Raw genomic sequence first — 23,166 nt, forward strand, 5'->3', positions numbered from 1 at the left:
CTGTCAGTGCGATGCCCCTGTTATATATTGATAGTACAAGCCGGTCATTCAAATTTAAAATGTTATAACGTTCATGCGATGAAATATCAGCCATTCGAGTTATCCATAGGAGGTTTTTCGTGATGAGAAAAGCATTTATCAGCCCGACCAAATACGTGCAAGGTGAAGATGAGCTGTTGAACTTGGGGTATTTCGTGAAATCCTTTGGCGACTCCGCCTTGTTAATCGGTCATCCCGACGATGTCGCGCGCGTAAAGGAAAAATTGGATGCCACGGCAGCCAAGTTCGATATTACTTTTGTTGAAAGCGGTTTTAAAGGGGAGTGTTCCCGTCAAGAGGTGGCTCGGTTGCAGGACATCGCTCGTGAGCAAAAATGTACCTGCACGATCGGCCTCGGCGGAGGCAAAGCGATCGATGCGGCCAAATGCGTGGCTGAAGGCGAAGCCTTGATCATCTGTCCGACGATTGCGGCCACGGATGCGCCAACGAGCCATTCTGCCGTATTGTACACGCCGGATGGCGCGTTCGACGATTACGCGTATTTCAAACAAAACCCAAGCGTGGTGTTGGTGGACACAACCGTCATCGCCAATGCGCCGACGCGATTCCTCGTTTCCGGCATGGGCGACGCGCTGTCCACGTACTTTGAAGCGAGAGCTACGGCGAAATCTTATTCGCGCGTCAATGCCAGCTTGCCGATGGGCGCACGCGAAGGACTGACGCCGCCTGCATTCGGCACCAACGCAGCGCTGGCGCTGGCGAAGCTGTGCTACGAAATGCTTCTTCGCGACGGGGTAAAAGCGAAGGCCGCCTCCGACAGCAACATGGTTACTCAGGCGCTGGAGAACATCGTGGAAACGAACATTTTGCTGTCCGGGCTCGGATTCGAGAGCGGCGGCTTGGCTGCGGCCCATGCGATCCACGACGGATTAACCATTCTGGAGGGCACGCATCATTATTTCCACGGCGAAAAAGTGGCCTTCGGCACGATCGCGCAGCTCGTATTGGAAAACGCGCCGACCGAGGAACTGAACGAAGTACTCGACTTTTGCCTGGATGTGGGCCTGCCCGTAAGCCTGGCCGACATCGGCGTAGAGACGATTACGCAGGAAGAACTGCTGGAAGTCGCCGAAAAGGCATGCATTCCGGAAGAGTCCATCCATGCCATGCCGTTCCCGTTCACGGTGGCCGAGGTGGCCGGGGCGATTGCAACGGCGGACCGGATCGGTCGTGAATACAAAGCGCGCCGGGAGGCGAAATAAATGAAAAAAATTATCAATCAAGCCGAAAACGTCGTGCTGGAAATGTGCAGCGGGATCGCGCTGGCGCATCCGGAGCTTGAATTTTTGCCAAAGTACAAAGTGATCAAACGCAGAGAAGTTCAGGCGGACAAGGTCAGCCTGATCAGCGGCGGCGGCAGCGGTCATGAACCGGCACACGCCGGTTACGTGGGCAAGGGCATGTTGGATGCGGCCGTTTGCGGCGACGTGTTTGCCTCCCCGTCCCAGATTCAGGTGTACCAGGCGATCAAAGCGACGGCAGGCAGCAAGGGTACGCTTCTGATCATCAAAAACTACAGCGGCGACATGATGAATTTCAAAAACGCGGCCCACCTTGCCGAAGAAGACGGCATCGAAGTGCAGTACGTGAAGGTCGAGGACGACATTGCCGTACAGGATAGCTTGTACACGGTAGGACGACGCGGCGTGGCCGGCACGGTGCTCGTTCATAAAATCGCCGGGGCGGCGGCAGAATTGGGACGCAGTCTGGCCGAAGTGAAAGCGGTGGCCGAGCGCGCGGCGGCAAACGTGCGCAGCATCGGGTTTGCGTTTACGTCCTGCACGGTGCCTGCCAAAGGCACGCCGACGTTCGAGATTGCCGAGGACGAGATGGAATACGGCGTAGGCATTCACGGCGAGCCTGGCATTCGGCGCGAGAAAATCGCGACGGCGGATGAATTGGCAGGCCGAATGGTCGGCGCACTGCTGGCAGACTTGAAGCTGGATGCCGGAGAACCGGCGGAAATTGCGGTGCTCGTCAACGGTTTTGGGGCAACGCCGCTGCAGGAACTGTACCTGCTGAACAATGCGGTGCAGCGGGAATTGGCAGGACACCCGGCGCTGAAGGTTGCAGCAGCGTTTGTGGGCAACTACATGACCAGTATCGACATGGCCGGCGCTTCCCTTACGATTCTGAAGCTGGACGAGGAGCTGAAGTCGCTGCTGTTTGAGGAGAGCGAAGCGCCTGCATTCAAGGTGTCCGGTCCTCCCGCAGCGCCGGTTGTCTATACGGACGTGTTGGAATCTGCTGGGGGCTCTGGTGCAGAGACTAAGGTTTCCTTTGGGGTCCAGACCTCCGATGAAGCGGCCGTGATTCGAAACGAACGTTTTACGTTGGACAACGTCGTCTATTTGATCGACAAGATGAGCGAAATCATCATTCGAAACGAAGTACCGTTCTGCGAGCTCGACTCTCATGCCGGGGACGGCGACTTTGGCATGAGCGTGGCGAAAGGCTTCCGGCAGCTCAAGCGGGAATGGAGCCATATCGTGGGGGAGGAAAAGAAGGATATCGGCTCCTTCCTGGATGCATGCTCGCTCGTCATTATGGAACACTGCGGCGGTGCTTCCGGACCGATCTGGGGATCGGCATTCCGGGCGGCAGGCAAGGCCGTGGGCGACAAACTGGAACTGAGCGTTTCCGATTTCGCTGAAATGATGCAGGCTGCGGTCAAAGGCATTCAATCCACCGGCGAACGCTCCTTCGGTCGCGGCGCGGTCGTCGGCGACAAAACGCTGATCGACGCGCTGGTGCCTTGCGCCGATGCCTGGACGCAGAGCGCTCGGTCCGGCGATGACTTCAAGACCGCGTTTGCCAAAGGCGCGGCAGCAGCCGTGGACGGCGCGAAGAAAACCGAAGACATCGTTGCGCGCATGGGCCGTGCCGGTACCGTAGGCGATCGCAGCTTGGGCTATCCTGATGCGGGGGCGTATGCGCTCGGCGTCATTTTCACGGAACTGTCCGAGGCGCTTAAATAACGAATACAACATCGGTACGTTATTAACGAAACCGGGTAAGACCGTTCTGCATATGGACATGCAGAGCGGTTTTTTGCCGTCTTTTTCTCCTGAAATTGGCATGAGGGAATGCAATAGTGTAATCTTAGTTTAATGTAATTAAGCGAAGGATATTACGCAACATACACATATAGCCCACGTTGAACGAGAAGGGACAGAAGAGACGATGACGCACAAATTATATTATGACTCTGCATACACACGGGAGTGGCATACGCGCATTACAGGCAAAATGGACAAAGAGGACGGACTCTACGTGACGCTGGCCGAGACGGCGTTTTATCCGCACGGTGGCGGTCAGCCTTGCGATCTGGGACAAATCGGCGGAGTTGACGTCCTGGACGTCATTTCCGAAGGGGATGAGGTTTGGCACAAGGTGGAGCGTGCACTTGAGCAAGAGGAAGTGGATTGCCGGATCGATTGGGAGCGCCGGTTCGATCATATGCAGCATCATACCGGTCAGCATCTGCTGTCTGCCGTTACGTTGAAGCTGGCGGACGCAATGACGCTCAGCTTCCATCTTGGTACGGACTATGCCACGATCGACGTCGATTCGGCCGAACTGGGAACCGAGCAGATTGCCGCCATCGAGCTCGAGGCCAATACGCAAATTTACCGCAATGCCCGCATCGCCGCTTCGTGGGTTACGGCAGAGGAAGCGGCGAGATTGCCGCTCGTCAAACAACCGTCGGTGACGGAGAACATTCGCATCGTGGAGATGGAGGGCGTGGAATACAATGCCTGCGGCGGAACGCATGTCGCATCCACGGGCGAGATCGGCATCATCAAAATTTTGAAAACAGAGCGCGTGAAGGGCAGTACCCGCATCTATTTCAAATGCGGCTTCCGGGCGCTCGAAGAATTCGGCGCCGTGCAGCGCGTAACCCAAGCGATCTCCGCGAAGCTGAAGACGGGCAGGGACGAGCTGCTGGAACGTTTGGACAAGCTGGAAGCGGAGCAGAAGCAGCTTCAGGCCGAAATATCCGCGGTCAAAGCCGCGAATGATACATATTTTGCCCAGGAACTGCTCGCACAGCGTCAAGGGTTGATCATCGCGCAAGTGTTTGAGGACAAATCCGTCAAAGACATGCAAAGCCTGGCGACCAAGCTGACCGCCGAGCATGAAGGCATCGTGCTGTTTGTTTCGCGTTCCGAGGCCAAGGTTGTGCTCGCGCAGAAGGGTCAGCCGCATTGGGCGTGCGGAGCCTTTTTCAAAGGCAACCTGGGTGCGTATCAGGGCAAGGGCGGCGGCAGTGACAGCATAGCTCAGGCGGGATTCCCAAGCGTCGATGAGGCGCTTGCCTTCTTTGAATTCACCCGAGACCAATTGGGACACCATTGAGGCATAAAGGATATCAGGCAATAAACAGCATGGCAACTCGGGCACGCCACATCGTGGCGTGTTTTTTGCGCATCCATGGCTAGCAAGAATACTTCATCCTTCCCTCTGAGGCGTATGGTATACTCGTCCCTAGAAGATTTTACCTCAAGGAGGGTGATCCCATGGCGGAACGAATTCCGTGCGCAAGGGAAGGATGCGGCAATACCGTTTTACCGGCCACGGCGGCCAAAACCGGCGGCATTTGCATGCCGTGCAAGCAGGAGATTGAGCGGGAGGAACGTCGCAGGTACATCGAAGCAAATCGCCGGGACGTGAACCTGTACGAAGGTATTTCGGATCCGGTGGAGATTCTGAGCATCATGCATACCGATCAGCCTCGCGATCCGTTGATTTATTACCTCCCTTATGAACGTTCGAAAGAGCAGGTATATCTGTCATTGTCGGAACAAGAGCAGCTTCGCATGGCTGACCTTGCAATGGAAATGATCCAGGACGGTGATGGGGATACGGGGACGGAAATCCTGACGCTGCTATCGGGATATCACGATCTGCCCCTTACGGCATATTTGCCGGAATTGCTGGAATATGAAGTATATTATCCGGCCATATTGTTCCGAAGCGCGTCACCTTCGCTTCGGGATCAGCTGTTGCGAGAGGTCGAGACGGACGACGAGCACCGCAATCATTTGCTGCTGATGCTGGCTTATATCGGGGATGAGCGGGTTGTGCGGCAGTTCCGGGAATGGAGGCAGTCGCCGCCGGCGTGGAGAGATCGGCTGCATGTGCCTCCGGAGCATTATGCGATGGAAGGGGGCTGGGAGCTGACGGCCGAAGGAACGCGCAGAGATTTGTTTATCCAGCCGAGTTATGCTTTGTTTCGTGTACGGGAGCAGGGGAACGCGGCTGCTTTCGAACACGGCGGCCCTGTGCGGATGTTGGCGGTTAACTCGGCATGCTGTCCGTGGTGTAACGGGCCGTTAACCACGTTGATCGACCTGGATGCGGGGCACCCGGCATTGGCCGGTCTTTCCTGGAAGGCGGATCGGTTTGCCGCTCGGACCTGTGTCGTTTGCAGTTGTTATGGAACAGTGTATATGGAGATCGACGAACAAGGCGAGCCGGTCTGGAGCGAACATAATGTGATGCCGTACAGAGCGGGAGAGATGGACACGGATGATTATGATGGTTCATTCACTGCGGTAACGGACCAATTCCGAATCGCGCGGGAGCCCCGGCATCCGTTTCATGGCAGCGAGTGGGCGATGGAACCTTCCTTGTCCCAGATCGGCGGCCATCCCGGCTGGGTACAGGACGCGGAATACCCGAATTGTCCCTGCTGCTCAGCTCGGATGAAGGCAGTCGGCCAGCTTGATTGGGGAATGGTCGAGGAGTACGGTGAAGGCATGTACTACATATTTGCCTGCGAGCCATGCGGAATGACGGCTGTATCGTATCAGCAGAGTTAATTTGCGCGAATTTGGGAACATCAGCCTTTCAATGATGGGAGAGGACGAGCTTAACATGAAGGTGGAAGTATATACATTAAATGCGTTTGCAAAAGGGGATCGTGGCGGGAACCCGGCTGGCGTGGTGTTGGATGCTGCTGCGCTGGATGCTGCCGAAATGCAGCTCATTGCAAAGGAAGTGGGTTTCTCGGAGACGGCTTTTATGGAAAAGTCTTCGGTTGCGGATTACAAAATCCGTTACTTCACGCCCACGAACGAGGTCGATCTGTGCGGACATGCCACGATTGCCGCATTTGGACTGCTGCACTCGCTGGGTTTGGCAGAGGCGGAAACCTCCTGCACCATAGAAACGAAAGCCGGAGTTTTGGATGTCGATATCGGCGTCGATGGCCTCGTCTATTTGTCACAGGCTTTGCCGCAATTTTTTGAAAAGATATCCGCTGAGGAAATCGCCCCATCTTTGGGGGTGGATGCCGACGATCTGGAAGCAGGGCTGCCCATCCAGATTGTTTCGACGGGGCTGCGGGACATTTTGATTCCGATTCGCAGCAGGACACTCTTGAATAAGGTGCAGCCGGATTTGGACGCCATAACCGCCATTAGCCAAAAATACGATGTGGTCGGCTATCATCTGTTCGCGTTGGATACTCCAGACGATGCAGTCGCGGAATGCCGAAATTTTGCGCCGCTTTACGATATTCCCGAGGAGAGCGCGACAGGAACCTCCAACGGTGCACTGCTCAGCTATTTGTATAAATATGGTCAACGATCTTTGCGGAAAGCGGAGGATGTCACCTTCAGGCAAGGGTATTCCATGGATTGTCCTTCCGAAATCAAGGCCGGATTGCGTCTGAGCCAGGATGGGGAGATTAGTCAGGTTCGGGTTGGCGGTACCGTATCTGGCATCGTACGAAGGCATTTCATGGTATAAGCGGAATGAAAAAGGCCTGCTTGCAGCCCGCGTAACATGGGTGCAAACAGGCTTTTTTGCTGCCGCAAGGAAGAGTTAAAGCGCAGCGGGTGAGCTTGGAATGTGCCCGATCCATTCGCTGACTTCCGCATTCCTTGTCATGCTTTTCCCTCCATAGGGGTGGATTGACCGGCTTCCCACTCTTCGCGCAGCATACCCATCATCAGCCGGTCATATCGCTTGCCATCGCGGTATACGGCAGAACGAATGCGTCCCTCCAACTGAAAGCCGACCTTTTCGTATGCGCGGATGGCTCGTTCGTTGTACGCGATAACGTCCAGGCCGACCCGGTCCAGATTCATTTCGTAGAAAGCGTATCGCAGCATCAGTTGCAGCGCTTCCGTGCCGTACCCTTTGCCGCGATGTTCCGCAAGCCCGATGCCGATTGCGAGCTGACCCGTACGATTGTTCCACTCGATGCCATGGATGACGACAAAACCGATCAGTCGATCGTCTTCCCGCGTGCGCAACCGGAAATACACTTCCCGGTGTTTGGTTTCGCCTTCATCCTCAAGTTGTTTTTCCGAGAAAGGGACAGCGAGGTCGGTGTCCACGTTCCGCAGGTATTCGGGATCTTCATTCCATTGCAGCATAACCTGCACGTCTTCCGCGCGGGGAGCTGTCAATTTCAGGCGTTTGCCATAAAACAGATGCGGCGTTGTCAATGTCATGGGGTTCTCCTTTGAAATGGGGTTAGTAGTATGATTTCACCTCTGAACGACTGGCCGATATGTTAAACGTACGCAATAACCTCGCCCCTTTGCTGTGAGTTAGCTTCATCGTATTCGATCAGGGCGTAACTGGCAATAGGAACCGATTGACGTCACAGATGAATCTTGTGATAAAACCTGACATGGTAGTAAAATAGGAGAAAGTTGAAATTTGAACATCCGCGTTTCCGGCAATGATTGCAGGATATTCGGGTGGTATCATACGTTGGCAGGAGTGGTCGGATTGGAGATTCGGGTAGACGATTTAAGCGGAAATCAAGTTAAAGCATTGATCGCGGAGCATTTGGCAGGCATGTTTGCCGATTCGCCGCCGGAAAGCGTGCATGCGCTGGATCTGGAAGGATTGAAAAGGCCGGAGGTAACGTTCTGGTGCGCATGGGAAGGCGAAGAACTGATGGGCTGCGGTGCGATGAAGGAGCTGGATTCGCAGCACGGCGAACTGAAATCGATGCGTACGGCAGCGGCGCATTTGCGCAAAGGCGTGGCAAGGAACATCCTTGCCCACATTATCGAGGTGGCGAAAGAGCGGGGTTACAAGCGCCTCAGCCTGGAGACGGGATCGATGGATTCTTTCATTCCCGCACGGAAGCTGTATGAGGATTTCGGTTTCAGTTACTGCGGACCTTTCGCCGATTATGCGCCGGACCCGAACAGTGCCTTTATGACGAAAGAATTATAGACGGAGATGGAATAGACCGATCCGGAATGTGTTAAAACAAAAACGAATAGGCATTAAATGCGAATAAATGGGAGCTTTGCAATAATGCAGGGCTTTTTTTCATCTTTCCAATCGATCCTCCTTGACGTCTCAATGTGGGTGGTTTTGGATATAAAAAACTTACGTGCTGAGTCATGAATAATCGGGTATACTGGACATTATGTTGTTTAGCGCTTGAACGCCAAGAAGCTATGCAGACAGACGTTTTACTCGGGAGGACTTCAATTCAATGGCTCAGACAGAAGGAACATTGCAAAAAAAGCTTAAGGCAAGGCATATCAGCCTGATGGCCATGGGCGGCGTCATCGGAACGGGCATATTCAAAGGCAGCAGCGAAACGATCGGACTGGCCGGCCCCGGCGTCGTCATTACTTACATTTTCGCGGGATTGCTGTTGCTCGTGGTCATGGCCGCGATGGCCGAAATGGCCACCGTGTACAAAAACAAAAACATGAAAGACTTCATCCAGCAGGCCTTTGGCAGCAGGGTATCTTTCGTCATGGGATGGATGTATTGTTTCCTGTGGCTCTCCGTCTGCGTGATTGAGGTCATCGCGGCAGGCAGCTTCCTGCAGTACTGGTTCCCGGGGGTGCCGCTGTGGGTGCTCAGCCTGTTGTGTGCCGCGTTCATAATATCGGTCAACTTGCTCAGCGTCGGTGTCTTCGGCGAATTCGAATTTTGGCTGGCAGGGATCAAAGTAGCGATGATCATCGTCTTTATCGTGCTTGGCGCGGGGTTGATCTTTGGCATCATTCCGAGCGATAATACCCCCTATCTGCAAAATTATACCCAGTCCGGCGGCTTCCTGCCGAACGGCTGGTCATCGATTTTCTCGGCGCTGCTCGTAGTCATGTTCTCTTACGGCGGTTCCGAACTGATCGGTATGACCTTGACCGAGACGGAAAATGCGGAGCGCGTGCTGCCCAAAGTGGTGGGCAACCTGATTCTGCGCATCATGCTGTTTTTCACCTTGCCGATCCTTATTATTTGCGGGCTCATTCCGTGGAATGAACTTGGACCGGAGAGCAGTCCGTTCGTGCAAGTGCTTGCGTCCACCGGGTTGCCGGGCGCGGCACACATCATGAACTTCATTCTGGTGACGGCGGTGCTGTCCGCGGCCAATTCCGGTATCTACGGAGCATCCCGTATGCTGCATTCCATGGCCGTCGGGGGAGAAGCGCCGAAGGCGTTGGCCCGCACGAATCGCAGCGGCAGCCCGATCAATACGCTGCTGTTTTGCGCGGTCATTTTGCTGGCAGGCTCCTTGCTCGGACTGTTCGCCCAGGACCAGTTGTTCCGCGTGCTGCTGGCGGTGCCGGGCTTCGTCGTCATCCTGGTCTGGATCTGCATCGCGGCATCGCAGTTGAAGCTGCGCAAGCAATATCCCGTGCAGCCGACCTTCAAGCTGTGGGGATTCCCTTACATTACGGGAGCGGTGGTGCTGTGCCTTGGCGTGATCGCCATTATGTTTATTTTCGATGAGGGAAACCGGTTCAGCATCAGCATTTGTCTTGCGGTGTTGGCGGTACTGATCCTCTGGTCACTCTTACGTTTTCGGAAAACGAAGGGACGGCAAGCGGCGTAAGCAGCGAGCTGCAATCGTTGTATGGAAAGACAAGAGGTAGGCATTCTGACTTGGCGTCAGGGTGCCTTTTTGTTTTTTTGCGTGTAATGACAGTGTAGAATAGAGAGGATTAAGAGAACGTGAATGCACAATGAAAGGAAGGGAATGGGGAAAACTGATGAAAGCCATGGAGAAAATATTGCCGGATCAATGGACGGAGGAAACGTTCGATCAGATCCAGTTGGAATTGGTTCGCCACATTGAATTGGAAAATCGACTGGAGCAAGAGAACATTCATCTTGTCGCTGGCGTTGATCTTGCATATTGGGAGAGCGCAGGAACCACGCATGCCGTATGCTGCATCTGTGTCGTGGATGTTCGAACGCATGCCGTGCTGGAGGTGCAATCGCTGCGGGACGAGATCAAGGTGCCTTATATTCCGGGGTATTTGTCGTTCAGGGAGCTGCCGCTGATCATGGACACCTTCAAGCAGTTGGAGCACGATCCGGACATCGTCATGTTCGACGGCAACGGATTCCTGCACCCGCGGAATATGGGCATTGCCACGCATGCCTCCTTTTATATGAACAAACCTACGATTGGCGTTGCAAAGAGTTATCTGAAAATCGGCGACACGGACTATGTAATGCCCGCGGATAAGGCGGGAGCTTACACGGATATCGTCGTTGATGGCAGAGTATACGGGCGCACGCTGCGCACGCACCAGAACGTCAAGCCCGTGTTCGTGTCCTGCGGGAACTGGATCGATCTCGATACGGCCACCGGCATGGTGCTGGGGCTGGTCAATAAAGAGAGCCGATTGCCGATCCCTGTACGGCTGGCCGATTTGGAAACGAAGAAGTGCAGGGCTGCCGTTATGCGAGAGTCGGAGGCAGCAGAGTGAGCAGCAGGCATGAAGCGACTGTAGGTGAAAACTGACGCTGATCGTTTGATATGATCGCCCTGTGGAACTCTGACGAACATGACACACCTTATATAGTGTGTTTTGCCGTGTTGAATTTTCTAACGAACATCATCAGTCTTATTTGCGCGTTAGTGGTTAATATCTTTGCTTTGGAGATGAGATAACGTGTCTCAGGTTCGTTACATTTTCAATGGTACTAATTTGTGGCTCATAGTGCGTCTGATGTTCGTTAGAATTAAAAGTGAATAGAATAAGAGTATGAGAGATACATAAAATAGGAAAATCGCTAAACAACTTTGTGTCCGCGCTACAGTGTTTTTGGCTGAGGAACTGAGGGGTAATACGAACTACGAAGTACGAACTAGATAAATAAACCAACAGCCTCTACAAAATCATCTGTGTTCACTTTAAAATAATTGGCATATGTAAATTAGAATCGTAGAGTATCCTAACAATTCATCATTCATATAACAACGAAGTATAAATTCAGAATGAGGTACTACATAACGACGATAAAAGTAACACCTGAACATTTGTTATCTGTTTCAAAACAGTTTGCAGCAGCCCAAGGTCAGATTTTTTAGATGAACAGCAGCTTGAAACAACGGTTATTTGAAATTGAAAGGCAGTGGAACGGTAGCGCGAAGGAAAGATTTTATGTTGATTTTGTAGTTGCACAGAGGGTAATGGATAACTTCACTTCATTAACCCTATCGATTGCAAAAGAACTAGAAGGACATGCTGAGAAATTCAGATTGGCAGATCAGCAAGCGACACGATCTTATGACCCGAAGTGTGCGCCACCGCCGCCGGATGAGTGCAGGGCTCCTGAAGTGGATACTCGTAATGTATTTCAAAAATCGACTGACAGTTTGGCAGAGTTGGGTCGTACCTTTTTGCAATCTGCGGACGATCGATATCAAAAACGTTATGATAGTGTAGGTGGATTTCTGGATTACTGGACGTTCGGTATTCCGAGTGGTCTGGTTCAGGGATATGTAGACCGAGCAGATAAAGCTTTCAATTCTCCCAATGATACAGCCAATTGGCTTACATTCGGTATTCATGGCACAATCCGGGAGGCTACCTTTCCAACCAATGCCTGGTCTAGTGAGCACTGGGCTAATATGATAGGTATGGGAGGGATGTTGGTTGGAACCGGATATGCCTCTTCTTTAATTAAGCCGCATAATCTGCTAACTTCATCAGGAGGCGGCGTAAAAATAAAAGCCTTCAATCGTCCACCAGGTAAAGGACAAATGTTTAATGGATTTCAAGATCAACGTCTTCGAGTAATGGATAATATCGTCGATAGTAAGATGGTGAGGAAATCATCCAATGTGAAAATTTATTTGGAAAATGAAAGACTACTCTCAAAAAGTATTCATGAACATAAATTGAATATGAGCACAATTGTTGATAACGCAGGTAATTTCAATCTTGCTGAAGGAGTGCTAAATGGTGGGAGAATTAATGAAAGTTATTTGAAAGGATTGGTTCCTCCCGAAGGTGTTAATAAATTCAAGCCCGACCCTGGAATCATAGAGGAAGGATTTAAGTATAATTTTCTTTACGAGAATAAGAAGATAGAAATAAAATGGCATTCACCACAGCAAAATTTACAAGGTATATTGACGGAAGAAGAGCTTTTAACAAGTAATTCATATAATGGATGGACTGCACAAATTAAGATTGGCAAAAAGTACTTAGGCACAGATGGTAATCTATATAGAAACAATCAGCAAAATATAACTCATATACCTGTTAATATTGGAGGATAAGTATGAAACTTTCGGATTTTAAAAATTTACCTGATGTAATGTCCAAAGAAGATTTAAACAAACACTTTGAAGCTTACTTGGATTTGGTTGAAAACGTAGAGAAATTGGACAGCATAGACGTTTTAGAAACCTTATCAGAATTAGCTGATAGAAAGGTTTATACCCACGAATTATTGGAATTTAATCTACGATCAAGAGTAGATCATATTGTGCAAAAACTGTGGGATGTTTCATCTGCTGAGCTAGTTGATTATTATACTTATGTAGTTGTAAATCTGAATCTGGCAAAAAGTTATGAGTTAATGAAATCAGCGTTGAATATGGATTTGGACAAGCAAGTTAGGGAAATCATTGAAGAAACCATCGATGAAGTTGGAGCGGACATAGATATTCCTTATAAATCGAACTGAGTCATAAGCAAATGTCAACTATACAGTCCTATGCAACCTTTGAGGTAGAAAGCAAAGAAGACGTACAACGGATTATTAACAAGAACTAAAAATAACGACATTACTCAGAAGGCTTATTTACCTTGATCATTCCATTTAAAGGAGGAGGACTAACATGAGTGACAAGCTAACCATAATTAGCGACAGATTTCGTAAAGGAAAAACTGAGATTGAGGTAGAGGGACTTACTGTTGTGATCGATGGGACTATAAAACAAGTTTTTGATAAGATAAAAGTAGAAAAGGAATATGACAATTACACCGATATTCTTAGAGATGCGCTCATGCTTGGCCTAAATTCAATCATTAAAAAATGAACAGACTCTAACGCTTTTGGCGTTGGAGTTTTTTTGCCTAATGAGCCTGAATCGTCTATGGTGGTGTCGGATGCGGCAACGACTGCACTTGCGACCGCTGAGTCCGGCAAACATAGCATGAACCTTATGAAGAAACAGATGGAAAATATCTCGGATGTGTCGGATGGAGTAGTCTGCTGCTGTGGTGGCGCAAACCTCAGACATGCTGGAGCAGCAGACGAACGAGATGAGCGAAGCTGTGAGAAAAGTGAAGGTATAACAAGGAGCTTTGTGTTCGCATGATTACAGATGATCCAGCTCGATGGCCTGTCTGAAACGCCGGGCGAATCGTTCTGCGGCAGCGGCGACCTCTTTGGATTCCGTCTGCACGAAGCCGATTTGCATCTTGGGCTGTTCGATCTCGGCAATCTCGACCATTTTGACCAAACCTTCTTTCCACAGCGGATGCTGGTAAAAGGAGTAGTCGTGGCCGATTGTAGCCGCGATATTGTTTTTTAACACGGTACTGATGGCTTCGGAGTTATTGGTTTTGAACAGGATGGACAGTGGCCCGTAATCATACGTGAACTCCCGGAGAAAATCCTCGATGAAGCCATCCCGGTACAGGGCGAGTTTATGTTCTTTCAACTGGTCAGGCGTAACGCGCGACTGTTTGGCCAATTCGGACAGATGATGGGTGCATACGACGAGCTTGCCGGAATACATGGGCGTGAAATGCAGACCGTCGAATTCCCGCAGCTGCTTGGTGTAGATCGCGATAAAGCCCAGATGGGTTTTATTGTTGCGGATATCCTCAATGATCTCCATCGACCCTTTTTCTTCAATGGCAATGCTTAGCTGCGAATGCTCCCGCTTCATCTCTGCAGCAGACTGGACAAGATAAGGCATGACACTGGGGAAAGTAGCCACATGAAGCTCTCCGGTCAGGCAGGACGATTCGGCGTTCAGCGATTTCAATTCATCGATTCGTTGCAAAATGTCTAACGCTTTGGCAATAAATTGTTTGCCTTCAGGCGTGGGGTGGGTACCTTGTCTGGAGCGTTCGAACAGGGTCATCCCCAGTTCTTTCTCCAGTCGATGAACGGATTGGCTAATCGCGGATTGCGTGACATGAAGATGCTCCGAGGCAGCGGAGAACGATTGGGTTTTGGCGATTTCGACGACATATTCAAGCTGTTCCAGATTCATGATCTCATCTCCGTTTAGTATTAATACAACTAATGTTAACATTAATATCTATAAATATGAATAATACATGAACAGAGATATAATGAATAGACAAGCAGGACCTTCTTTTATTATAGACAACGTAGACAAAGGGGATGAACGTGATGAAAGCAGCGGTATGGTATGGACATAAAGACGTTCGCGTGGAAAATCGCGAGGTTCCGGTCGCTAAGGCGGGTCAGGTTAAGATTAAAGTGGAGTATGCCGGCATTTGCGGCAGCGACTTGCACGCTTATCACCATGGCGTAGGGATTCAGGAAGGCGAGAATCATCCGCTCTCGGGACAGAAAGCTCCGCTCACGCTCGGGCATGAGTTTGCAGGAACCGTCAGTGAACTGGGAGAGAATGTAGGCGGTATCAGCGTAGGCGACCGGGTCGTCGTAGAACCGCTCTATCATTGCGGAAAATGTGAGTACTGTATCCAGGGACGGTATAATCAATGTACCGAATTCGGATTCGTTGGGCTGAATGGCGATGGCGGTTTTGCCGAGTATGTAGTGGTCGAAGCCTATATGGTGCATCCGTTACCGGATAACGTATCCTTTGAGGAAGGCGCGCTTGTAGAGCCGACAGCTGTAGCTTTTCACGCGGTGCGTCACAGCAAGCTGAAAGTGGGGAACAAGGTAGCGGTATACGGAGCCGGTCCGATCGGTTTATTGACCATTTTGTCGGCCAAAGCTGCCGGTGCCTCTCAAATCTATGCCGTCGATGTGTTTGAGGAACGCCTGAACCTGGCAGCCCAATTGGGAGCGATTCCGGTGAACAGCGCCAAAGTCAATGCCACCGAAGTCATCCTGCAGCAATCGGGTGGAATCGACGTTGCATATGAAGCGGCTGGCGTGCAGCCAACGATGGACAGTGCTGTAGCCGTAGTCAAAAAAGGCGGGGAAGTTGTGGTCATCGCTGCGATTCCGAACCCGCTTCAAGTGAACTTCTTCGAACTGCTGGTCAAGGAAGCAAATCTGACCGCGACATTGGCGTATCGCCATATCTTTCCAGAGGTAATCTCGCTGATTGCAGAAGGAGCACTTGATGTGAAACAGGTCATCACCAAAAAGATCAAATTGGATGATATCGTGCAGGACGGCCTGGAGCTGTTGATGAGCGATAAGAGCCATGCGAAGATTTTGGTGGAGATCGGAGGCTAAGGTAAGAATTTAAAATAAAGTTGAATGATGCAAATGATGCAGCACTTCAACGAAAAGGACCGCTCGGGTGAGCGGTCTTTTTAACATGGATCCCTCCACTATGAATCATAACGGTAGCAGATAGCTTTGCCTCCATTCCCCTCAGAGCTGAACTCCGCATCCTCGACAAAGCCGAAACGTTCATATAATCGGATGGCATTCACCATCTGACCGCCCGTATATAGATAGACCGTATTTTTCCCCATGGCTTTGGCAGATTCCACGCATTTTTGGAGCAATGCCCGTGCAATCCCGTGCCCCCTCCACTCCGGATCGACGCCCAGCAAACGGATAAACGGATAATCGATCGGCAATTCAAAATTCGGATAGGCTCGGTGCGCCGTTTCGAACAATTGAACCGTGCCCACAATCCGGTCTTCGATCTTGGCAATCCACAATTCCGTCAGGTACGGATTGTCCACGGATTCCCGAATATCTTTCAAGTAGGCCTCCCATCGGTCCGCTTGTTCGAACGTCTCCCGATACTCGGCGTAACTCGCCACAAGGATATGTACAATGTCGTCGTGATCGGCTTTGGTGGCAGGATGAATCGAAATGGCAGCCGTTGTCATCGTTTATTCCCCCTTATCTTATGGGTTAAGTTAGAAATGTAATTATCATGCATTGTATCACAACCCATTTCATCGGATTCATTCAAATTTTCTATATGCGACTCAGTCATTTCTATAGACCAAGGCATTATCGATTGAGCTGCGTCGAGTACAAGTGATTGCGATATTCGGTCGGGGTGTTGCCCTCGTATTGCTTGAACATGCGCAGGAACAGCTTGTAATCGGAGAAGCCGCACTGTCCGGCAATTTCTTTCACGCTGGCATTGGTGTTCAGCAGTAGCTGTTTGGCTCGGCGAATCCGTTCCGTGAGAATGTAGGTTTTGAGTCCGACTCCCTTCTCACGCTTCACCATTTTGGAGATGTAGTCCTTGTTAAAGTTAAAATTCTCCGCGATCTGGCTCACCGTAATGTTCGTATGCAGATGAATGTCGACCCACTTGCAAATATGGTCCACAATCGCATTGTGCGGGCGATAATCGGCCTGGATGTTACGCTTCAGCTCTCGGAGCAGCAAGAGGGTAGCCGCATCGGCTTCCTCCGGTGAGAAGGACGACACATGCAGCAGCTGCTTGAACAGCTGATTCGCCATGGAAGGCACCTGAATGGTGGCATGCGTCGGAAAGTGCCGGAACTCTGCCTGCACGGCATCATAGTGAACCCAGTAGAAGCTGACGGGCGCGTCGCTGATGCGGTAGCCGTAATGGGTGCGGCCAGCTCTCAGGAACAGCAGATCATTGGCACGAACGACGAACCGCTCCTCTTCTTCCGCGATGTACATCTCACCTTCCAGCATCAAAATGATCTCGTGAACAGGCATGCTGCGCCGCATATGGCTCCAATTGCCTTCGGTGATGAACTTGCCGCACAGGTAATGTTCCAGTGACTTTCGCATAGGACGGATTTATCCACCTTTTCTTGGATTATGAGTCTGATGTAATTGTATTTTATTTGATAATATGGGGACATTCAAGCCATCAGGCGAACAGTGCAGCTTCGAGCGGATGGATGATAACCACGGATTTTACCCTTTATATCACAGGAGAGCATTTATACAGCCTGAGATTACATACCGAGAAGGAGTGAGCTTCATGATCGATACGAAAAAAGGATTTCTAGGTCCGGAACATGTTGACTTGTTGGATGGCATTTTTCAAACATCGCAGGAGGTCGGAGAACGGTATTTGCTGTCGCTGGACATCGACCGTTTTCTCGCTCCATGTTTCGAAGCGCACGGCTTGACTGCCAAAAAAAAACGGTACGCCGGGTGGGAAGCCCGCTCCATCAGCGGCCATTCCCTTGGACACTACATGTCGGCGCTCGCCGTCACCTACCAGGCCACAGGCCATGAAACGTTAAAAGAAAGACTGGATTACGCGGTCAGCGAGCTGGCCTCCATTCAGCAGGCAACGGGCAGCGGGTACATCGGCGGTTTGTCCGAAGAAGCGTTCCGTATTGCCTTTCGGGCAGAGCACATCGGCAGCTTCAATATTGGCGAATACTGGGTGCCTTGGTACAGCGTGCACAAAATCTATCGCGGACTGATCGACGCCTACAGATTGACGGGCAATGAAGAAGCGCTGGATGTCGTCGTACGCTTCGCCGATTGGGCCGTGGCCGGCATGGAAAAGATGACGGAAGAGCAGGTGCAGCACATGCTTCAATGCGAGCACGGGGGCATGAACGAGGTGTTCGCGCAGTTGTACGGGTTTACCGGCAAACCGGAGTATTTGGAGACGGCCGAACGGTTCACCCACCAAATCATCCTGAAACCGCTCGAACGCAGAATCGACGATCTTCAAGGCAAACACGCCAACACCCAGATTCCGAAGGTCATCGGCGCAGCCGAAATCTACAATCAGGACCCGGCGCGGCAGAGCTACCGGAGGGCGGCGGAGTTTTTCTGGAACACGACCGTCAATCATCGTTCCTACGTATTTGGCGCGACGAGCATTTCGGAGCATTACGAGGCGAAGGGCATGGAGAGCCTTGGCATCAAAACCGGGGAGAGCTGCTGCACGCACAACATGCTGCATTTGACGAAGCAGCTCTATGACTGGACGCCGGACAGCGCCTATATGGACTATTACGAAAATGCGATCTACAATCACATTCTCGGCACGCAGGACCCGGATACGGGACACAAAACGTATTTCTCCTCCACGCTTCAGGGCCATTTCAAAATTTACGGAACACACGACACCGCTTGGTGGTGCTGCACGGGCTCGGGTATGGAGAATCCCGGCAAATACGCCGAGGCGATCTACTTTGAGGACGGCGAGGACCTGTACGTGAACCTGTACATCGCATCCCGACTGGATTGGACTTCTCAAGGGCTGAACCTGAAGCTGGAGACCCGATTCCCGTATTCGGAAAAAGTAACCCTGACGATCACCGAGGGCAGCGCCCCGGTCAATCTCAAGCTGCGCGTCCCGGGCTGGCTGCAGGAGCCGATGACGGTGACGGTCAACGGGGACGAGGAGCAGGCCGTCTCCCGCATCGAACCCGGGTATCTCTCCCTGGAACGGACATGGTCCGCCGGAGATACCGTGACGATTGCGCTGCCGATGGCTCTGCGCAAATACACCGCACGCGACGATGCGCACAAGGTCGCGTTCCTGTACGGCCCGATCGTGCTCGCGGGCGCGCTCGGAAGCGACGGATTGCCGGAGGATACCATCATCGACGAGACGGCGCTGAATGCCAAGACGGCACCCGTGCCGGTTATCTGGACCGAGCAGGATGACGTGACCGAATGGATCAAGGCCGTGGACAAGGACCGATTGATCTTTGAACTGTCCGGCACAGTCACCTCGGACGGCCAAGCCGTGAAGCTGATTCCTTTTTACGACATCCATCATGAATTCTATACCGTGTATTGGCCATACAATGACGAGGGCAACGCGGTGGAGAAAGCGCTGAACGACATTACGATCGACCGCGTGGAGCCGGACGGCCAGCAGGACGAAATCGGTCACCGGATGGACAGCAACTGCCGCGAGACGACGTTCCAGGGATCGTTTGCGGACGGGCGCAACAAGATGGTTATGTGGCGCGAGGCGTATGGCGTGAAAGACGCTTACTTCAGTTACCAGCTTGCTGTGGAGGGGACGGCACCGAACTATCTATCCGTCGCATATTGGGGCGGTGACCATTCGCCGTTCGAACGGGACGGGTCGTTGTACAAACGGGAGTTCGAAGTGCTCGTGGACGGTATTGTAGTGGGCGACCAGCGCATTCATATGAATAAAATCGGGGAAGTCTTCCACGTGGCGTATGCGATTCCGGAGGAAGCGACGTCTGGCAAAGACAGTCTAACCGTCATGTTCCAGGCCAGCGGGGAGCAGGGCTGTACGGGTAAAGTCACCGAGGTGCGCACGACGAGAAGCAAACCGCAATCGCTTTTTTCCTGATCGTCGGTGATGATGAGGATGAGATCAGTTCAAGCCATGATAAAATGATGGAAAAGCGTCGCAAAAGGAGCTGATTTCATGGCAAAACCCGATCCAAACGGCATTTATAGCTTTCAGGATTGGCTGAGCTGGGAAGGATCATGGGAATGGATTAACGGAAGAGCACATGACTTGTCGCCTGCACCAGCTTCCTTGCATCAATTTGTCGTGGGAGAACTGCACTTTTCGCTGCGCACGTTTTTCCGAAACGATGCCTGCATGGTGTTTACGACTCCCTTTGACGTCTTTCTTAGCGAGAGTGGACAATTTGATTCGCCGGATCATGTGGTACAGCCCGATCTGTCGGTCGTGTGTTCGAAAGAGCAAATTTCCCGCCAAGGATGCAGCGGCGCTCCTTCGCTGATCATCGAAGTGTTGTCTCCATCGACGGCGCTGAAGGACTTTAATGAAAAGTTCAACTTGTACCAGAAGTACGGCGTGGGCGAATATTGGATCGTGGATCCCGGCAACCGAACCGTACATGTATATACGCTGGAAGAGGGGAGTTACCAGAGTCGCCAGTTGTTTACAGGACAGGATCTGATCCAATCCGTACTGTACCCCGGATTGAACATCTCACTCCCAAGCCTGTTCAGGCTGAACGACGAATCTTAGAAATTTCATAACGCTTGCGAATCCATAAATGCTTGCTAATGCCCTGACACTATCGTCAGGGCATTTTTTTGCAGGGGGATTATACAAAAAATGACACGCCTGCATCTTTTCTGCGTATTACCCATTACATATACTTTTTCTATAGCGGATTACTATGTTTTTCCTGCCTTGTTCCGCATCCCATTCCGTTCCCGCGTATTTTTACTTGTTGTCCTCATGAAATGGAAATGGGATAAGCCACTCTCACGTATATTTTGAATAAACGCAAAAACAAGCTTCGTTTGTCAGAAAGGACCACCCCTTTATGAAAGGAGGAACCGGATGCCCATGACGAGATACATAAAAATGCTGGGACTGATCGTTGGCCTCGCCGCACTGAACGTGCTGGTCTTTTCCCCGGGTTTGATCGGGCTTGGTTTTGACGGAGGCGCCTTTACGACCGCGCTTGCCGTAACCCTGCTCTTCGGCAGTGCAGCCGCGCTGCTGTATGGAAGCTATGCCCTGTTGTTCAGGCAGCCCGTCGCTTTGCCGGTGAAACGGATCGAAACTCACGAAGATTACGTCGAGGCGTTATCCTTTTACAGGCGAATCAAGGTGCTGCATGAAGATATAGCACTTGCCATGTCCCAGCTGAACCGGATGAAAAACAAGAAAGAAACGCTCATTAACGTATTGAACCAGCGCTTCGAACCCGGCGAACTGAGCTACCAGAAGTTTGCGGGCGTGGCTATGGAGGTCGAGAAACTGCTCTATCTGAACATCCGCAGCATCTTGAACCGGCTGAACGTGTTCGACAAAGCGGAGTATGCAAGCATGATGAAAGCGAAGCCGGCCGGGATGTCCGAGCAGCTATATCAGGAGAAAGCGAAGGTTTATCAGGATTACTTGTCCTACATGAAAAGCACGCTGCACATCAACGAGGAAATTTTGCTGAAGCTTGACCAGTTGCTGCTGGAAATCTCCCGCCTGGACGGCGTGGCAGCCGAAGAGATTGAACATATGCCTTGCATGAAGGAGATCGATCAATTGATCAGGCATACCAAACTATACAGACAGTGAGGGGTTGTGGAATATGGCGAAGAAGGGGAAGTTTTGGATCACCTCCATCGTAATGCTGGTGCTGGTGTTCGGCTTGGTTTATGCAGGCATTACGCTGACGTCCAACCTGGGCAAAACGGGTTCGCAAGTGAGCACTGAAAATGCGTCGAAGCAGCTGGCCAAAATGGTTGCGGACATCCATCCGGGCACGGCAGAGCCGGTAAAAGGGCAAATCGACCTTGACCCGGTGAATGTGGCGGACGCCCTGCCGGATATCTCGAAATTTCCGATCACGGTAGAAAGCACGACCAGTGATTACGTGGAAATCTTTTCGTCTCCGGAGAAATCGGGCACCGGCGTGGACGGTTGGCTGACGGAAGTGGCCGAGGCGTTTAACCAGGCAGGCATTCAAGTGGATGGCAAACCGGTATCGGTCAAAATACGCAACATCGCTTCCGGTACGGCCGCCGATTACATCAAGTCGGGGAAATACGTGCCTGATGCCTATACGCCATCGAACGAGTTTTGGGGCGAGATGGTCGCGGCGAGCGGGGTGAACACCGATATGGTCGCCCAGCGTTTGGTCGGCAACGTGCCCGGCATCGTCATCTCGAAAGCGAAATACGATGCGCTGGTGGACACCTACGGTTCGGTAAACGTCAAAACAGTGACCGAAGCGATTGCGAACAATGAGCTTTCCATGGGATATACCGATCCATTTGCGAGTTCGACGGGGCTTAATTTTCTCGTTACGGCATTGAACACCTACGATAGCGCCGATCCGCTCGGCGAAACGGCCATTCAAGGCTTCGAGAAATTCCAAGCCAACGTGCCGTTTACCGCGTCTACCACGATCCAGATGCGGGAAGCGGCCAAGTCCGGCAGGCTGGATGCGTTCGTGCTGGAGTATCAGACGTACGTCAATACAGCCGACCTGAAGAGCGGTTACGTGTTCACGCCGTTTGGCGTAAGACACGACAGCCCGCTCTATGCGCTCGGCCAACTGCCGGAGAACAAGCTGGAGATCATTCGCCAATTCGCCGCGTTTGCGGAAAAGGATGAATACCAGCGTTCGGCGGAGGAATTCGGCTTCAACGGCCTGCAGGATTACAAATCCGAATTGGCCACCATTGACGGCGGCACGCTGCTTGCAGCCCAGAAAGTATGGAAAGAAAAGAAAAACGGCGCCAAACCGATCGCTGCCGTGTTTGTCGCCGACGTATCCGGAAGCATGGATGGTGAACCGCTGAATCGGCTCAAGGAGTCGCTCCGCCAAGGGCAAAAATATTTGGGAACCGACAACAGCATCGGCCTCGTGTCTTATTCGAGCGGCGTAACAATAAATCTGCCGATTGCCAAATACGATACGAACCAGCAGTCCATGTTCGTCGGCACGGTGGACAGTTTGCAAGCAGGGGGCGGCACGGCAACGTTCGACGGCATCGCGGTTGCGATGAAAATGCTGGAGGATTACATGGTCGACAACCCGAACGTGAAACCGCTGATCTTCGTCCTGAGTGACGGCGAAACGAACGAGGGTCACACTCTCAAGGACATTCGCGATCTGGTGGAGACGGCTCAGGTTCCGATCTATACGATCGGTTATAACGCCGACATCAAGGCGCTGGAGAGCATATCGAGCATTAACGAGGCGGCGAGCATCAATGCGGATACCGACGACGTCGTGTACAAGATCGGCAACCTGTTCAACGCGCAGATGTAATTCAATCCATGAATGA

20 protein-coding genes are annotated in these 23,166 nt (G+C 51.7%); 16 read left to right on the forward strand and 4 right to left on the reverse strand.

Annotation, left to right across the window (positions count from 1 at the left end):
• Nucleotides 1-122 precede the first annotated feature (122 nt).
• The 5 genes from MKY59_RS04405 to MKY59_RS04425 all read left to right on the forward strand — a co-directional run bounded on the left by MKY59_RS04405 (nt 123) and on the right by MKY59_RS04425 (nt 6,816).
• Entirely contained in the window at nt 123-1,262 is a 1,140-nt protein-coding gene (locus MKY59_RS04405; RefSeq protein ID WP_339276193.1) for a glycerol dehydrogenase, read from the forward strand.
• Nucleotides 1,263-3,038, forward strand: a complete 1,776-nt coding sequence (gene dhaK / locus MKY59_RS04410; RefSeq protein ID WP_339276195.1) for a dihydroxyacetone kinase subunit DhaK — start codon at nt 1,263-1,265, stop codon at nt 3,036-3,038.
• Nucleotides 3,039-3,243: 205 nt separating this feature from the next.
• Nucleotides 3,244-4,419 carry an alanyl-tRNA editing protein gene (locus MKY59_RS04415; RefSeq protein WP_339276197.1) on the forward strand — a complete coding sequence of 392 codons (1,176 nt, stop codon included), beginning with the start codon at nt 3,244-3,246 and terminating at the stop codon, nt 4,417-4,419.
• Between the two features lie 161 nt (nt 4,420-4,580).
• Entirely contained in the window at nt 4,581-5,885 is a 1,305-nt protein-coding gene (locus MKY59_RS04420) for a DUF1963 domain-containing protein (RefSeq protein ID WP_339276199.1), read from the forward strand.
• Between the two features lie 55 nt (nt 5,886-5,940).
• A complete protein-coding gene (locus MKY59_RS04425; protein WP_339276201.1) occupies nt 5,941-6,816 on the forward strand; it encodes a PhzF family phenazine biosynthesis protein in 876 nt (291 codons plus the stop codon).
• A gap of 137 nt (nt 6,817-6,953) precedes the next feature.
• Here the strand turns inward: MKY59_RS04425 and MKY59_RS04430 are convergent, their stop codons facing one another.
• On the reverse strand, nt 6,954-7,526 hold the full coding sequence (locus MKY59_RS04430; protein ID WP_339276202.1) for a GNAT family protein: 573 nt from the start codon (nt 7,524-7,526) through the stop codon (nt 6,954-6,956).
• Nucleotides 7,527-7,809: 283 nt separating this feature from the next.
• Between MKY59_RS04430 and MKY59_RS04435 the strand changes: the two genes are divergently transcribed.
• From MKY59_RS04435 to MKY59_RS04460, 6 genes are all read left to right on the forward strand, one after another.
• On the forward strand, nt 7,810-8,265 hold the full coding sequence (locus MKY59_RS04435) for a GNAT family N-acetyltransferase (RefSeq protein ID WP_236421049.1): 456 nt from the start codon (nt 7,810-7,812) through the stop codon (nt 8,263-8,265).
• Between the two features lie 268 nt (nt 8,266-8,533).
• Nucleotides 8,534-9,889: an amino acid permease gene (locus tag MKY59_RS04440; protein ID WP_339276204.1), complete on the forward strand. Its 1,356-nt coding sequence runs from the start codon at nt 8,534-8,536 to the stop codon at nt 9,887-9,889.
• Between the two features lie 166 nt (nt 9,890-10,055).
• The gene (locus MKY59_RS04445; RefSeq protein WP_339278322.1) at nt 10,056-10,772 is read left to right on the forward strand and encodes an endonuclease V; all 717 of its coding nucleotides are present in this window, start codon (nt 10,056-10,058) and stop codon (nt 10,770-10,772) included.
• A 617-nt stretch (nt 10,773-11,389) separates the two neighbouring features.
• On the forward strand, nt 11,390-12,574 hold the full coding sequence (locus MKY59_RS04450) for a polymorphic toxin type 30 domain-containing protein (RefSeq protein WP_339276206.1): 1,185 nt from the start codon (nt 11,390-11,392) through the stop codon (nt 12,572-12,574).
• A gap of 2 nt (nt 12,575-12,576) precedes the next feature.
• Nucleotides 12,577-12,984, forward strand: coding sequence for a hypothetical protein (locus MKY59_RS04455; RefSeq protein ID WP_236421036.1), 408 nt, complete (start codon nt 12,577-12,579; stop codon nt 12,982-12,984).
• A gap of 154 nt (nt 12,985-13,138) precedes the next feature.
• Nucleotides 13,139-13,339 (forward strand): hypothetical protein, encoded by a 201-nt coding sequence (locus tag MKY59_RS04460; protein ID WP_339276207.1) that lies wholly within the window; start codon nt 13,139-13,141, stop codon nt 13,337-13,339.
• 282 nt (nt 13,340-13,621) lie between these two features.
• Here the strand turns inward: MKY59_RS04460 and MKY59_RS04465 are convergent, their stop codons facing one another.
• Nucleotides 13,622-14,527, reverse strand: a complete 906-nt coding sequence (locus MKY59_RS04465; protein ID WP_339276209.1) for a LysR family transcriptional regulator — start codon at nt 14,525-14,527, stop codon at nt 13,622-13,624.
• A 143-nt stretch (nt 14,528-14,670) separates the two neighbouring features.
• On the opposite strand from MKY59_RS04465, the gene MKY59_RS04470 reads away from it, so the two are divergent.
• The gene (locus MKY59_RS04470; RefSeq protein WP_339276211.1) at nt 14,671-15,714 is read left to right on the forward strand and encodes a 2,3-butanediol dehydrogenase; all 1,044 of its coding nucleotides are present in this window, start codon (nt 14,671-14,673) and stop codon (nt 15,712-15,714) included.
• A gap of 98 nt (nt 15,715-15,812) precedes the next feature.
• Here MKY59_RS04470 and MKY59_RS04475 read toward each other — a convergent pair whose 3' ends face one another.
• Nucleotides 15,813-16,325 (reverse strand): GNAT family N-acetyltransferase, encoded by a 513-nt coding sequence (locus MKY59_RS04475; RefSeq protein WP_339276212.1) that lies wholly within the window; start codon nt 16,323-16,325, stop codon nt 15,813-15,815.
• A gap of 127 nt (nt 16,326-16,452) precedes the next feature.
• The gene (locus MKY59_RS04480; RefSeq protein ID WP_339276214.1) at nt 16,453-17,217 is read right to left on the reverse strand and encodes an AraC family transcriptional regulator; all 765 of its coding nucleotides are present in this window, start codon (nt 17,215-17,217) and stop codon (nt 16,453-16,455) included.
• 196 nt (nt 17,218-17,413) lie between these two features.
• On the opposite strand from MKY59_RS04480, the gene MKY59_RS04485 reads away from it, so the two are divergent.
• The 4 genes from MKY59_RS04485 (at nt 17,414) to MKY59_RS04500 (ending at nt 23,150) form a co-directional block, all read left to right on the forward strand.
• Nucleotides 17,414-19,735 (forward strand): beta-L-arabinofuranosidase domain-containing protein, encoded by a 2,322-nt coding sequence (locus MKY59_RS04485; protein ID WP_339276215.1) that lies wholly within the window; start codon nt 17,414-17,416, stop codon nt 19,733-19,735.
• A 78-nt stretch (nt 19,736-19,813) separates the two neighbouring features.
• Nucleotides 19,814-20,389, forward strand: coding sequence for a Uma2 family endonuclease (locus MKY59_RS04490; RefSeq protein ID WP_339276217.1), 576 nt, complete (start codon nt 19,814-19,816; stop codon nt 20,387-20,389).
• A gap of 327 nt (nt 20,390-20,716) precedes the next feature.
• Nucleotides 20,717-21,448 carry a hypothetical protein gene (locus MKY59_RS04495; RefSeq protein WP_339276218.1) on the forward strand — a complete coding sequence of 244 codons (732 nt, stop codon included), beginning with the start codon at nt 20,717-20,719 and terminating at the stop codon, nt 21,446-21,448.
• A 13-nt stretch (nt 21,449-21,461) separates the two neighbouring features.
• The gene (locus MKY59_RS04500; RefSeq protein WP_236421027.1) at nt 21,462-23,150 is read left to right on the forward strand and encodes a VWA domain-containing protein; all 1,689 of its coding nucleotides are present in this window, start codon (nt 21,462-21,464) and stop codon (nt 23,148-23,150) included.
• Nucleotides 23,151-23,166: the final 16 nt, after the last annotated feature.

The sequence above is a fragment of the Paenibacillus sp. FSL W8-0426 genome, assembly GCF_037969725.1.
GTDB lineage: Bacteria > Bacillota > Bacilli > Paenibacillales > Paenibacillaceae > Paenibacillus > Paenibacillus hubeiensis.